This is a genomic window from Gemmatimonas groenlandica, from assembly GCF_013004105.1.
Classification (GTDB): Bacteria; Gemmatimonadota; Gemmatimonadetes; order Gemmatimonadales; family Gemmatimonadaceae; genus Gemmatimonas; species Gemmatimonas groenlandica.
On record NZ_CP053085.1, the window covers coordinates 4455977 to 4469253 of the forward strand.

The window sequence follows — 13277 nt, forward strand, 5'->3', positions numbered from 1 at the left end:
ATGCGGGCCGCACGGGAAGTGGTGCTCCACGATCAACCGTGCCAAGGCGCCATCATATTCTCGGCACTGAGCACTGTCGTTCGCTGAACTCTGACCACGATAAGCAGTCAGACGCCAGAATTCCGACCACTGACTACTGGGTTTTTGTAATCCCCGGGCGCCCGTGCTCCACCTTCCATCCGCTCGCCGTGTGCACCGGCGCTCCCGGTTTCGTCACGAACGGCACGCTGCGGTACTCGGCGGTCCAATCCGCCTCCGTCACGCGACACCGCACATAGCCACGGCGATTCTCGAACCACTTGAGGTGCGGATTGTCGCCTTGCATGGTGGACAGGCGCTGCGCCGGCACGTCGTTGCCGTCGCCGCCGCTCGAAATACTCGTGCAGACGAACTCGGCGCCGATAGTGGGCTTGTCGGGGCGTGAGAAATCGGTGTGCAGTTCGTTCACCCAATTCGTGTGAATGTCGCCGGTGATGGTGACCGTGCGATTCGGGGCGCGCTTGGCGACCTCGTTCAGCAGCCGATCACGCGCCACCGGGTATCCGCTCCACTGATCCATCGACGTGCGCACTTCGTCGCCCGGCGCCGAGTCATAGGGGGCCATCATGACCTGATTGGCGAGCACCTGCCAGTGTGATTTCGAGGCGCCGAGTCCGTCCACCAGCCATTTCTCCTGGGCGGTGCCCAGCAGTCCGCGTTTCGGATCGGTCCACGGCGCGCACTCCTTGAGCGGCACGTCGGCGCACACCTGAGGGTCGCGATACTGTCGCGTGTCGAGCATCCAGAAGCGCGCCATCGCGCCCCAGTTGATCGTGCGCGTGATCGTGAGGTCCGCCCACGACTGCGCGCGCGGTACGCGCACCGGCTGGTGCTCCCACCACGCCTGATAGGCCGCGGCCCGACGCGTGCGCATCTGCTCTGTCGACTCCATTACGTTCTCGCCGGTGAGCCCAGCGTAGTTGTTGTCGACTTCGTGATCATCCCACGTGACCAGCCACGGGCAGCGGGCGTGTGCGGCCTGAAGGTCGAGATCGGACTTGTACTGCGCGTAGCGTCGGCGATAGTCATCGAGCGTGCGGATCTCGAGACCCTGGTGCTTTCGCACCGCGGTGGACGGACTGGCGTACTCGTAGATGTAGTCGCCGAGATGCACGGCGAGGTCGATCTCTTCCTGCGCCAGGTGTCCGAGGGCGGTGAAGTAGCCCTGATCCCAGCGCTGGCACGATGCGAATGCAAACGCGAGTGGCGTCGTGGCACCGTCGGCCGGTGTCGTACGGAAGCGGCCGGTCTTGCTCACGGCGTCGCCGGTCGTGAAGCGATAGAAGTACCAGCGGTCTGCCTCGAGTCCGTCCACGTCGATGTGGACGCTGAACGACAGCTCCGGCGCGGCGGTGGCGCGTCCCTTCTTCACGACCGTTTTGAACTGGTCGTCGTTGGCGACTTCCCAGTTCACGGCGGTGCGCATGCCGTCCATCCCGCCGTCGGGTTCGAACGGCCGCGGCGCGAGGCGCGTCCAGAGCACACCGCCGGTGGATGTCGGATCGCCCGACGCGACGCCGAGTTGAAACGGATCTTCGGCGAAGCGAGGCCGGCTGGTGACGCGCCAGACGTTGGGAACGACGGCGGCGAGCGCCGCGTAGCGCGAGAGGTCGGTCAGAAAAAGTCGACGGTCCATACTAGTACGCTATGACCGGAGGTCGATCTCGGCTACACGCCCGTGTCACGATGTCGGTACGGTTGAAAAGCCGCGGCAACCCGGACGTGCCATCGGTGCGTTGTGTCGGTATGACGATCTCGGCTCTACCTCTCGACACGCTGCCCCGCGGGCTTACTTACGCTCGAGCGCGGCTCTATCTCGGTATCACGGGCGTCGGGAGCGCGGTTCTGCTCTCGGCGGCGATGCTGTATTTCCGTATTCCATCACAGGGGCTCTCGCTGTCCAGCGCCCAGCCGGTGCCGGCGGCGCTCTTTCGCGTCGGTCTGATTTTCGCGTTTGCGCCGATGGCTTTTCTGATGTTCGACCTGATTGGCGGCGCGTGGCTGGTGCGACGTCGCGAGTGGGCTTCGACGTGGCTGACGCGATGGCTGCGCGGGGTAGCCGTGCAGTGGGTGGTGTGGATGCTGTCGGCCGCCGCGCTGATGCTGGCGTCGCGGGCGGGCGGGACCCCCGCCGCCGTCGCGGTGTTCGTGGTGGTGCAATTGCTCTTGGCCGCGGGGCGGGGTCGCATGTCGCGGGTGATTGCGAACCTTCCGGTCGTGCCCACACCCGATCGCATCGCGCGTGCGGCGACGCAGGCCGGTCTCGATGTGTCGCGGTTGGAGGTGGTCGAGAGCCCCGATGAAAGCTTTGTAGGCGGCTGGTCCGGGCTCACCGCCCACACCCTCGTCGTGCCCGCGCGCTGGGCGCAGCTCTCTGACGCGGCGCTGACCGCGATGCTGCGACGTCGCCACATCATTGGAACGAGCGGGGCGCATATGCGCGGCGTTTTCGGCGCCATTGGCTGGAACACGATCGGCTTCGTGGTCGCACTCCTGCTGACTGGTGTGTCACCCTCCTCGGCGGGCGGTGTGGTCACCCTTGCCGCCGCGATGACGCTCTGGGCATTCGTGGGCGTGCTGCTGCTGCCCACACCGTCGCGCGCGGCGGTGTACGCCATCGACGCGGCCGCCACGGCCTCGACCGATATCGCGTCGATGACGGCGGGCATCGAACAGCTCGACAAATGGCAGGACGACGAGCCCGTTCGGCGCGCTGGAGTGGAGACGGTGTTTCACCCCGTGCCCGGTCGCCGCGGTCGGATTACCCGCCTGGTAGCCAACGCTGGCGCGGTGAAGGCGTGGCATGCCCATCATCTGGCGCGCCACGCGCTGTGGCTGAGCTGGGGGGCGTGCACGCCGCTGTCGCGCGCGGTGCACTGCAACGTGGGCCGAACGGCACTCTGGGCGATGCTGCCGGGGGATTGAACGGATTCAGACGCTCAGAACTCTGGCTTCAGACTGGGTATAGTGTTCAGAATTCAGCAACGACAGTCCGCAGTGCCGAGCATCGGACTGGCGGCGCTTCGATGAGTCTTTCGTCGCACCCCGATCAAGGGAAATGCTCGAAACTGAGCACTGTCGTTGCTCGACTCTGAACACTATACCCAGTCTGATCGCCGAGTTCTGAGCGTCTGATCCGCGGTTCTGCGGCGGTAGCCACCCGCACCGATTCGATGCATGCTTGTCCGCATGCCAACATCCGCGAACCCATCGCCGCCGACCGACCGCGGTCCTGGCGTATCGTTTCCGCCGCCGCTGCTGTTCGTGGGTGGCCTCGCGATTGGTGTATTACTCGATCTCGTGCTGCCGCTTCCCGCCGTCATCCCTGATGCGCGCTGGGTCGTGATCCTGGGCTTCGCACTGGTGGCCATCGGGATGGCGTGCACGTTCGCCGGCATGATCACCTTCCGTAGGTTTCGCACGGCGGTGTATCCGAATCGGCCGGCCACACTGGTGGTGGACACGGGCGTCTACGCGTACACGCGCAATCCCATGTACACGGGTCTCACCATCGCCTATCTGGGAGGCGTGCTCCTGACCGGTGTGCTGTGGGTGCTCATCCTGCTGCCGGCCGTGCTCACGCTGCTCGTCACGCAGGTCATCCGCCGGGAAGAGCGCCATTTGCGCGAACGCTTCCCCGAGGCCTACGCGGCATACTGCGCGCGAGTGGGGCGATGGTTCTGATGCGCGTGCGTTGCCGGCGCGCCGCCAGCCTCGCCGCCACTGTCGCCGTGCTTGCGGCCGCACCCTCGATCAGCCGTGCGCAGCCCGTGCCACTGATCACCCCACGCGCCGGGCTCGTGATCACGCAGTCGGTGAAAGTACGTCCCGGTGTGTATCGACTGCGCGCGTCCGCCGCCCTCGACTCGGCGCTGCTCACCATTCGCGGCAACCACATCACCGTCGATCTGCGCGGCGTCACGTTTATCGGCTCGCCGGCCGACAGCGCGCCAGACGCCAGGCAGGGCACCGCCATTCGCATTGACGGCGGTGAACAGATTCGCGTGCGTGGCCTCACGGCGCGCGGCTACCGCGTGGGCATTCTCGCACGGGGCACGCGCGCGTTGACGCTCGATAGCAACGACCTCAGTCATAGCTGGAAGCCGCGCCTGTTCAGCCTCGTGGAGCACGAGAGCCTGAACGACTGGCTGTCGTATCACAAGAACGAGCAGGACGAGTGGCTGCGCTTCGGCGCCGGCATCTACCTCTCGCGCGTGACCGGCGGCGCGCTGCACGGCAACACCGTGCGACAAAGCATGAATGGTGTGCTGCTCACGCGCACCGACTCGCTCGATATCCGCGACAACGACCTCTCGTACAACTCCGGACTCGGCATCGGTCTGTACCGGTCGAGCTGGAACCGCATCGTGAACAATCGCGCCGACTACAACGTACGCGGCTATTCCCACGGGTTCTTCGCCCGCGGACAGGACTCAGCCGCATTGCTCATGTTCGAGCAGTGCACGCACAACGTCGTGGCCTACAACTCCATGACGCATTCCGGCGACGGCTTGTTCCTCTGGGCCGGGCAGGCAACGATGGATACGGGCCAAGGCGGGTCGAACGACAACGTCTTTCTCGTGAACGACTTCAGCTTCGCCCCCACCAACGGCATGGAGGCCACCTTCAGCCGCAATCAGTTCATCGGCAATCGCGTGGAGGGCAACACGCACGGACTTTGGGGCGGTTACAGCTACGAGTCGTCGGTGATCGGCAACTGCTTCGTGAACAATCGCATCGGTATCGCCGTCGAACACGGCCAGCAGAACACGGTGGGTGCCAACCGATTCGTCGGCGATACGCTCGCCATCCGCCTGTGGGCCGATTCCATCGAGCCGGGCGATTGGGGCTACCCCAAGCATCGCGATACCCGGAGTCGCGCATGGCGCTTCGTCGACAACCGCTTCACGCGGGTGAAAGAACCGTGGCGCATCGCGAACACCGGCGACATCGATAGCGTGCGCAGCGTGGTCGACGACACGGCATCGCAGGCGTGTGATCCCACACGACTCGTGCCCACGACCACGTGGTGGCGCATGCCCAACATCGACCACGCGCCGCTGCGCTGGCCGGTCGCGGCCAATGCGCTGCGCGATCGCGGCGCCATCGTGGTCGATGAGTGGGGGCCGTACGACTGGCAGTCGCCCAAGCTGTGGCCGCTCGACAGCACACATGGCGTGTCGGTGCGGCTGCGCGTGCTCGGCCTCGCGGGGCGTTGGCGTGTGCTGTCCCGTCGCGGCGTCGCCACGCTGTCGGCGACGTCCGGAAACACCGGTGACACGATCGTGGTCACACCGACCGAGTTGCGGCGCGGCGACTGGGAGCTCACGCTCGAGTATCGCGGCGCTGCCACCGTGTCGCCGCGTGGCGTACGCACCGCGCGCAACGTGCCGCAGCGGTTTCGCTACGAGCAGTTCGAACCGCGCACCACGTTCACGCAGCGCGTGTTCGCGTGGAGCGACAGCACCGATCCCGTGAAGCAGCCGGCGGCGTTTGCCGCACTGCTGGCCGGTACGCCGCTCACCACACGCACCGCGTCGCGCATGGACTGGTTCTGGTCGCGTTCGCGCGACGCGCAGATCCCCACGCGACGGATGGCGATGGAGGCCACGGCGACGTACGATCTACCGCCGGGCGCGTACACGCTGCGCGCCCTCAGCGACGACGCTGTTCGTGTGTGGGTGGACGACCGGCTCGTGATCGATCAGTTCACGCTGCACGAAACGATGCCGGGCTACGCGCCGCTCACGGGCGGCGTGCATCGCGTGCGGGCGCAGTACGTACAAAGCGAAGGGTGGACCGAGTTCCGACTTGATGTGGTGCGAGGTGCGGTGCGGCCGAGCTCAGGGTCAGCAGGGCCGCACTGACGGGGAAGCGCTACTTCCCCTTGGTGAAGATCGCCTTGGGGATCATGACGTGCGCCCCCACGTTGCCGTCTACCAGCTGCGTGATGCGCACGTCGCACGCGACGCTCGTGAGCATGTAGGCGTCGTCCTTCGAGAGCCCCTTGGTTTGCAGGAACTCGATCGCCTGACGCAGCGCCGTCTTGGTGGCGACCACGAGGTCCTTGTCGGCGCCCATCGTGATCCAATGCGTGGGCGTTTCGCCGCGCGGCCAGGTGAGCTTCAGGTCCTTCCGCACGATCACTTCGAGAACCCCGGTCAGCGACGTTTCGAGCGCGGTGATGTCCACTTCACCGTCGCCCTGTCCGGCGTGACCGTCGCCCACTTCCAGCAGCGCCCCCGGTACGTGCACGGGGATGAACAACGTCGTGCCGGCCACCAGCTCCTTGTTGTCCAGATTGCCGGCGTGAATATCGGGCGGCGCGCTGCTCACGCGACCTCGTGACGGTGGCGGGGCCACACCGATGCTGCCGAAGAACGGACGCAGGGGGATGTCGATGCCCGGCGCGAAGCGGGCCATCATCTTCTTCGCGTCGAGCGGGATTATGCGCATCTTCGCGTACGGAAAGTCTTCCGGAATGAAGCCGCTGGTACGCCCGAAGGCGTTGTAGGCGTACGGAATCGCCAGGTCGACCTTCTTGATGCGCACCTCGAGCACGTCGCCCGGCTCGGCCCCTTCCACGAAAATCGGGCCGGTCAGAATGTGTCCGCCAGGACCGCGATCCTTCACCTGATCGGTGATCGCGCGCAGGGCCGGTTCCACGTCTTCCGGCTTCACGCCGGCGCCCTCCAATCGCGTGGGATTGGACGTGATCAGCGTGCCGATCGTGACCTCGTCGCCCGACTTGATGCGCAGCACCGGCTTGGTTTCTGACCAATAGTGCCCGACGGCCACCGTTTCCGGTGTGGGCATGAGGCGGTGCTTCGTCTGCGCGCCGAGCGCGGTGGACAACAGGCCGCTGCCAAGGCAGAGGAGAAAAATCGGGCGAACGGTCATGCGGCGGCTCCGAGGGGAGGCAAAAACGAAAAAGGCACGGGCACCACGCAATGTGGTGGCTCCGTGCCCATTCCGTCGACCCGCGTTGCCCGACTCAGGCCACGCGATCGGCGATCTGTGCGTTGCCGTAGGCTGGTGTCTCCCGGATGGCCGACATGCCGTGTGACGCGGTGTTCCGCATGAACGGGGAGCCGTCGGGCTGACCCACGAACAGCCACATGGTTCTGGTGCGCATCGAGAAATACTGCCGGACCATCACGCGTCGCGGCATCAGGCTGCACGAGAAGGTGAAGCTGAACGTGTCGTCGAGCTGGCATTCCGCCACGCCGTCCAGAAACCGTCCGTAGAACTCGGGGACGTTGGCGCTGGGCGCGACTTCGAAGAAATAGTGCTGGCCGAGCGGGCGTGGCAGCATGTCCGCGTTTTCGGCCTCGGCGCGGTTGTACGACAGAATCCGACCGTCGACGTCCAGTTGGACGACGCCGTAGGGGATAGCATCAAGTTCCTCGACCGTGAGACGATCGAGGAACGGCGCGAGCATTCGTGATGTCGTGTCGAGCGGCATTCAACTACCCAGACGAGTCGGCATGTCCAAGGCCGTCATCGACCGTGCAACACCCGCTACCCTTCCCAATCTCGGGACGGGGCCTCTCCGACTTGAGGAGTTTGGTCCCTGATTCCGAGAATGGTCTGTCACCATGACGGCTTAGCCTGTCACGCGTTGCCGACCTGCTCCCCTAGCGCGAGATTCCCGCCCATGAACATCTCCTGGATCGATTGGGTCATCGCGGCGGCCTCCATTCTGGTGTGCTTCGTCCCTGCGCTCTTCCTGGCGAAGCGCTCGGGGGCCAGCACCTCGGAATTCTTTGCCTCGGGTCGCTCGGTACCCTGGTGGCTGGCCGGCTTGTCGATGGTGGCCACGACCTTCTCGTCGGATACGCCGAACTGGGTCACCGAGCAGGTACGCCGCTACGGCGTGGCCGGTAACTGGCAGTGGTGGGCGTTCGTGCTCACCGGCGTGGCCACGGTGTTCTTCTTTGCGCGGTTGTGGCGTCGCTCGGGCGTGATGACCGACCTCGAGTTCTACGAGCTCCGCTACTCGGGGAAGTCGGCGTCGGTGGTGCGCGGCTTTCGCGCGGTGTACCTGGGTCTGTTCTTCAATTGCTTCATCATGGGCATGGTGACGTTGGCGGCGTGCAAGATCGCCAACATCCTGTTTGGCCTCGCGCCGTGGCAGACGATCGTGATCTGCGGCGTGCTCAACGTGGCGTTCGCGGCGCACTCCGGGCTCTGGGGTGTGCTGGTGATCGACATGATCCAGTTCTTCATCAAGATGACGGCGGTGTTCGCGGCCGCGTGGTTCTCGCTGGTGGAAGTCGGTCGCCGTCTGGCCGGTGAGCCCAGTGGCTGGCTCGGTCTCAAGCTCCTCACGGAGCGGTTGTCCACGTTGCAGGTAGTGCAGAGCACGACCGCGAACGCGCAGCCGGTGATGTCGGTGAAGGACGGCACCGGGCAGCCCATTCTCGACATGCTGCCCAACTTCAGCATGTCGGAGTTGGCGCTCATGATCTTCATTCTGCCGATCGCGGTGAGCTGGTGGGCCAACTGGTATCCGGGGGCCGAGCCGGGTGGTGGGTCGTATATCGCGCAGCGGATGTTGGCGTCGAAGTCGGAGAAGGATTCGCTGGGCGGCACGTTGTTCTTCAACATCGCGCACTACGTGCTGCGTCCGTGGCCGTGGATCATCACCGCGCTCTGTTCGATCATCGTGTATCCCGATCTGGCGTCGATCCAGGCCGCGTTTCCGAATGCCGACGCGTCGTTGATCGGTCACGATTCGGCCTTCCCGGCCATGCTCAAATTCCTGCCGGTGGGTTTTGTCGGGCTGATGATCGGTGGATTGTTGGCGGCCAATTCGTCGACGATTCTCACGCACTTGAACTGGGGCTCGTCGTATCTCGTGCACGACTTCTACCGTCGCTTCATCAAGAAGGACGGCAGTGAAGCGCATTACGTGAACGCGGGCCGTCTGTCCACCATCGTGTTGTACATCGTGGCGGCGCTGCTGAGTCTCACGATGAGCTCCGCGCAGCAGGCATTTCAGGTGTTGTTGTCGATTGGTGCGGGCACGGGGCTGCTGTACATCGCGCGCTGGTTCTGGTGGCGCGTGTCGGCGTGGTGTGAGATCGTGGCGATGGTGATGTCGCTGATCACCTCACTCGCCGTACCCTACTTCATGCCCGGCGCCGGCTTCGCCACGACGACAATCGTGCAGGTGGGCATCACCACTGTGGCGTGGTTGATCACGGCGTTCGTGGGTCCCACGACCGATCGCGCCACGCTGATCGCGTTCGTGCAGAAGGTGAAGCCGGTGGGTGGCGGGTGGAGCGAATTGCGTGCGGCGGCGGGTGTTTCCGACGCCGACGTGGCGCAGGAGAATCGCATCGGCGCCGCGTTCGCGGGGTGGATCTCGGGGTGCGTCGTGATCTGGTCGTCGCTGTTCGCGATCGGCAACTTCCTGTACGCGTCGGGCGATCCGTCACGGTTGAAGACCGCGTGGATCCTGACTGCGGTGCTGGCCGTGAGCGGGTTCGTGCTGTTGCGGGTGACGCAGCAATTGTGGACCGACAGTACGGCGTCGCAGGCGCGGGAAGACGCGCGGGTGGCGCGGGGGTAGATGCGAGTGGCCAGCAGGAAACGCGCGTGTCGTGACCATCGCGGTCGCGGCACGCGCGTTATGCGTCATAGCCCATGATGTCGGCGATGCCGCGTGTCGCGTTAGCTCGGTCGATCGAATATCTCGAGCGGAATACGCGCGGGGACGAGGCGCATGGATGCCGTGAACTGGCGGGGTTGCGATGTGGCGGGCCGAGTGGGATCGTGATGTGTGCGCCGGAACTCGACGGCTGTCGCGCTGTTATGTCGGTCGAGTGAACAGGCGTTAGCAACTGTCTTGAAAGTCAAGCGACTACGAGTATCGCTGTCGCGGCTTTCGCGCTCCACGTGGTTTTGGTTCGCATCATCGTATTGAGGATGGTGAGCAGTTTCCGCATACACGCGACGAGCGCGAGCTTCTTGGGCTTTCCGGCGGCGACCAATCGCAGGTAGAACTCGCGAATGACCGTGTTGCGACGGCTAGCGACGAGGGCCGCCATGTACAGCACACCACGCACCGTCGCGCGACCGCCTTGCACGAATCGACGACCCCGCATGGTGCCGGAGTCTCGACTCAGTGGTGCAACGCCGACGAGCTTCGCAATGGCGCGACGGGACAAGCGACCGAGTTCTGGTAGGTCCGCGAGGAGCGTCCGTGACAGCACGGGGCCGACACCGGGCACACTGCGCAGGAGCTCATCGCGCTCACGCCAGACGGGACTCTGCCGCACCATCTCGCCAAGATCCGTGTCCGTCGAGCGCAACTCGCGCTCAAGGAATGTGATGTGCGACTTGAGACTTTTGCGCACCTGCTTTTTGCCCGTGCCGAACACTTGGCCCACGCGATTGCGCTCCGCCTGCAGCATCTCCAACAGCTGCCGCCGTCGCGTAAGCAGCGCATCCAGCTCGTGCGCGGCGGCGTCCGGAATGAGGCGCACTTCCGGTCGGACGACGTCGGCGAAGCGCGCGAGGATGTCGGCGTCAATGCGATCTGTTTTCGCCAGCTGCCCCGTCGCCTTCGCAAAGTCCCGCACCTGGCGTGGATTCACCACCACCACGGGCAGTGACGCCGCGGCGAGCGCGGCAACGGCGAGCAGCTCGTATCCGCCGGTCGCCTCCAGCACGATCAACTGCGGTCTGTTCGAGGCGACGCGCTGCACTAACGTACGCACGCCCCGTTCATCGTTCTCCACGGTGAATCGCTCTGCACTCGGCAGCACGCTGATCACCAACTCGGCTTTCGCCACATCGATGCCGACAAACATCTGCCCCTCCGACCGCTCAGGAAGCGTCGTCCGCGCCCGTCCTTGTAAGAATTCGGGCTCGACGCGGTGGCCGGCCCCCGCAACTGTTCGGGCTCTCACGACGAATGATCAGGTACGCCGCTCTGGCTAACGCACGGTGTTTGCCACCCAGACGGCATCGAGCTGGCGCCCTGATCAGAACTACGCCAGAATCAACTGATCGCTAGATACAAGACCGCTTCAGAGACTTTGCCAGCATCAGCATCTCACCGCGCAGAGGATTGTAAATGGGCCTCGTCGTCGGCCTCGTCGCCATAGTCCTCCTCATTTTCGCGCTCCCGGTCCTTGATCGGCTGACGGACGCACCCATCATGCGCCGGGACGTGAACGTCGGAACGCGGTGGTGGCAGCTCCGCGAGCGTCAACGGCAGCGGGAAGATCCCGCCTGGCCGACGGGCTTGGATGAGGAGAACGCGGCGGACCTCGGCCGCATTGCTGCGCCGCGTTCCCGGCGGCGCTCTTGGCACCGTCCTTGGCGGAACTAATGCGGGCACGGGCGGGCATGACGCAAGCGGCGTAGAGGCGCCGCAACGCTCGCAGTTGAGCTTTGGCGTTAGATCGGCGTGGACCCTCAGTCGCGACCGCAAGAATTCATGTGGGCGAAACAATTGTCGAAGTCAGAGAGGACCTTTGAGATGTCAATTATGAGAAGCAGCGCTGTGCCTATGCGCGTCATCGCTGCAGTCGGCGCGTGGATGGTCCTTTTCGCCGGCTGCACGAGCCCGGACGCCGCGTCGACGCCGACACAGTCGGTGCAGGTGCGCATCGATTCGATGGACGTACATGGCGTGAACCCGAGCGCCCTTAGCATACTGATCTACGCGGATGGCCCGGCATCGGTAAAGTTTGGCACAGAGCCACCCCATCTGTTGGTGGACACCGTCCGATTGCGGAGCGCGCCGAGCTTCACGCTCGACGTCTCGAAAGGTGCCGTACACGTGGAGTTTGTCGACGGACAATTAGATGGCGGCGGCGTGCTGATGCTGGCCGGACACGTCATCGGCCAAGACTCGATTCGCCTTCGTGCCGTCGGTCGGCACCTGCTTGCTGAGCAGGGGGGAACGGGCATCCGAGTGATCGACCGTGGCAATCCGCGCCTGATGAAATAGCGGTCTAACGAAACGTTGCTGCTGGCAGCGCGAGGCGGTATGCGGCAGGCGGGCGCCGTGCTGGCGCACGGCGCCCGTCCGGCCGCATTTTGTATGATGCGCTGCAGCGGAACGCTGAGGCGTTATACCATCGCCACCGGCCTTGCGTAGCTGTATATACACCTGTATACTGTTACGGTGACTTTCGAGTGGGACGCCGCCAAGAGCACCCGCAATCTGTCGCAGCGCGGATTCGATTTTGAATTCGCGACGTTGGTCTTTCGGGGACCGCATGTCGAAGTCGATGACACGCGCCGTGATTACGGCGAGCGCCGCGTCATCGCCCTTGGTGTGGCGGACGGTATCCCGCTGACGATCGTTTATACCGATCGCGTGGATTAGACCGGCGGCATCATTCGCCGACTGATCAGTGCCCGCGTGAGCCATCGCAAGGAGCGACGTCGTTATGTCCAAGCCCTCGAAGCCATCCACCCGCAAGACGACGCCGACGCGGGGGCGGGCTGATCTGAGCCGGCTTCGCCGGGTCACCGACGCGGAGATCGCGCGGACGTCGCCGCCCGCCCTGCGCAATTTGCCTGAGAGCGTCTGGCAGGATGTCCGGGTGGTGTCTCCGGTGACCAAGCAGGCGATCTCGATCCGTCTCGATCAGGACGTGCTCGATTTCTTTCGGGCTTCCGGCCCGCGGTATCAATCGCAGATCAACGCGGTTCTTCGCCAGTACGTCGAGCATGTCGCCGCGGCGACCCCGCCACGTCGCAAGCGCGTGGTATAACGGAACGTGGCTGCTGGCAGCGCCAAGCGGTGTGCGGCAGGCGGGCGCTGTGCTGGCGCACGTCGCCCGTCAGGCCGCATTTTGTTGGATGCGCTGCAGCAGAAACTATAGCGTTCTGCCGCTACCCTGATGTACTGCACGCGTCCACTGTCGAGGTAATCCGGACCAGGCCGACGTCCCGCGTCACCCCCGCCCCTCTAGCGCTGCAGCCACATACGTGCCGTGGTAGCAGATGCTGAGTGTGGGCCTCCGACGAGCTCCGCCGATATTGCCGATTCTCTGCATATCAATTGATATCAAAATGCCACGAATCTTTGCGGATCAGCAGCTCACTCGCGTTTCTGGCTTCGCAACTCAGAAATTCGGGCTGCTAATGGCCACTGCCTTTGTCATTCTCTTCGGTGCTTCCTGCGCACCGACAACACCTGACACTCGCTGGCCCGACTGGCAGAACGCTGCAAGTTCAGACCAGATTTTTGAGATTCGAGAAAGCAGGTC

General features: G+C 64.6%; 11 protein-coding genes. 7 read left to right on the forward strand and 4 right to left on the reverse strand.

Features of this window, described 5'->3' with window-relative positions; all coding sequences use genetic code 11:
- Positions 1-133 precede the first annotated feature (133 nt).
- Positions 134-1675, reverse strand: a complete 1542-nt coding sequence (locus HKW67_RS19080; protein ID WP_171226898.1) for an alkaline phosphatase D family protein — start codon at positions 1673-1675, stop codon at positions 134-136.
- Positions 1676-1785: 110 nt separating this feature from the next.
- Here HKW67_RS19080 and HKW67_RS19085 point away from each other — a divergent pair, with 110 nt between their 5' ends.
- From HKW67_RS19085 to HKW67_RS19095, 3 genes are all read left to right on the forward strand, one after another.
- Complete coding sequence (locus HKW67_RS19085; protein ID WP_171226899.1) at positions 1786-2964, forward strand: hypothetical protein; 1179 nt, start codon at positions 1786-1788, stop codon at positions 2962-2964.
- A 264-nt stretch (positions 2965-3228) separates the two neighbouring features.
- Complete coding sequence (locus HKW67_RS19090) at positions 3229-3723, forward strand: methyltransferase family protein (RefSeq protein ID WP_171226900.1); 495 nt, start codon at positions 3229-3231, stop codon at positions 3721-3723.
- Positions 3714-5906 (forward strand): NosD domain-containing protein, encoded by a 2193-nt coding sequence (locus HKW67_RS19095; protein WP_171226901.1) that lies wholly within the window; start codon positions 3714-3716, stop codon positions 5904-5906. Before HKW67_RS19090 ends, HKW67_RS19095 begins: the two co-directional genes overlap by 10 nt.
- Before the next feature lie 10 nt (positions 5907-5916).
- On the opposite strand, the gene HKW67_RS19100 is transcribed toward HKW67_RS19095, so the two are convergent.
- Positions 5917-6939, reverse strand: a complete 1023-nt coding sequence (locus HKW67_RS19100; RefSeq protein WP_171226902.1) for an acetamidase/formamidase family protein — start codon at positions 6937-6939, stop codon at positions 5917-5919.
- Positions 6940-7033: 94 nt separating this feature from the next.
- On the reverse strand, positions 7034-7480 hold the full coding sequence (locus tag HKW67_RS19105) for a hypothetical protein (protein ID WP_206044499.1): 447 nt from the start codon (positions 7478-7480) through the stop codon (positions 7034-7036).
- A gap of 216 nt (positions 7481-7696) precedes the next feature.
- Here HKW67_RS19105 and HKW67_RS19110 point away from each other — a divergent pair, with 216 nt between their 5' ends.
- A complete protein-coding gene (locus HKW67_RS19110; RefSeq protein ID WP_171226904.1) occupies positions 7697-9616 on the forward strand; it encodes a sodium:solute symporter family protein in 1920 nt (639 codons plus the stop codon).
- Positions 9617-9899: 283 nt separating this feature from the next.
- Here the strand turns inward: HKW67_RS19110 and HKW67_RS19115 are convergent, their stop codons facing one another.
- On the reverse strand, positions 9900-10859 hold the full coding sequence (locus HKW67_RS19115) for an IS110 family RNA-guided transposase (RefSeq protein WP_171226587.1): 960 nt from the start codon (positions 10857-10859) through the stop codon (positions 9900-9902).
- 704 nt (positions 10860-11563) lie between these two features.
- On the opposite strand from HKW67_RS19115, the gene HKW67_RS19120 reads away from it, so the two are divergent.
- From HKW67_RS19120 to HKW67_RS19130, 3 genes are all read left to right on the forward strand, one after another.
- Entirely contained in the window at positions 11564-12007 is a 444-nt protein-coding gene (locus HKW67_RS19120) for a hypothetical protein (RefSeq protein ID WP_206044500.1), read from the forward strand.
- A gap of 177 nt (positions 12008-12184) precedes the next feature.
- The gene (locus tag HKW67_RS19125; RefSeq protein WP_171226906.1) at positions 12185-12388 is read left to right on the forward strand and encodes a BrnT family toxin; all 204 of its coding nucleotides are present in this window, start codon (positions 12185-12187) and stop codon (positions 12386-12388) included.
- Positions 12389-12452: 64 nt separating this feature from the next.
- Positions 12453-12779: a BrnA antitoxin family protein gene (locus HKW67_RS19130; protein ID WP_171226907.1), complete on the forward strand. Its 327-nt coding sequence runs from the start codon at positions 12453-12455 to the stop codon at positions 12777-12779.
- Positions 12780-13277: the final 498 nt, after the last annotated feature.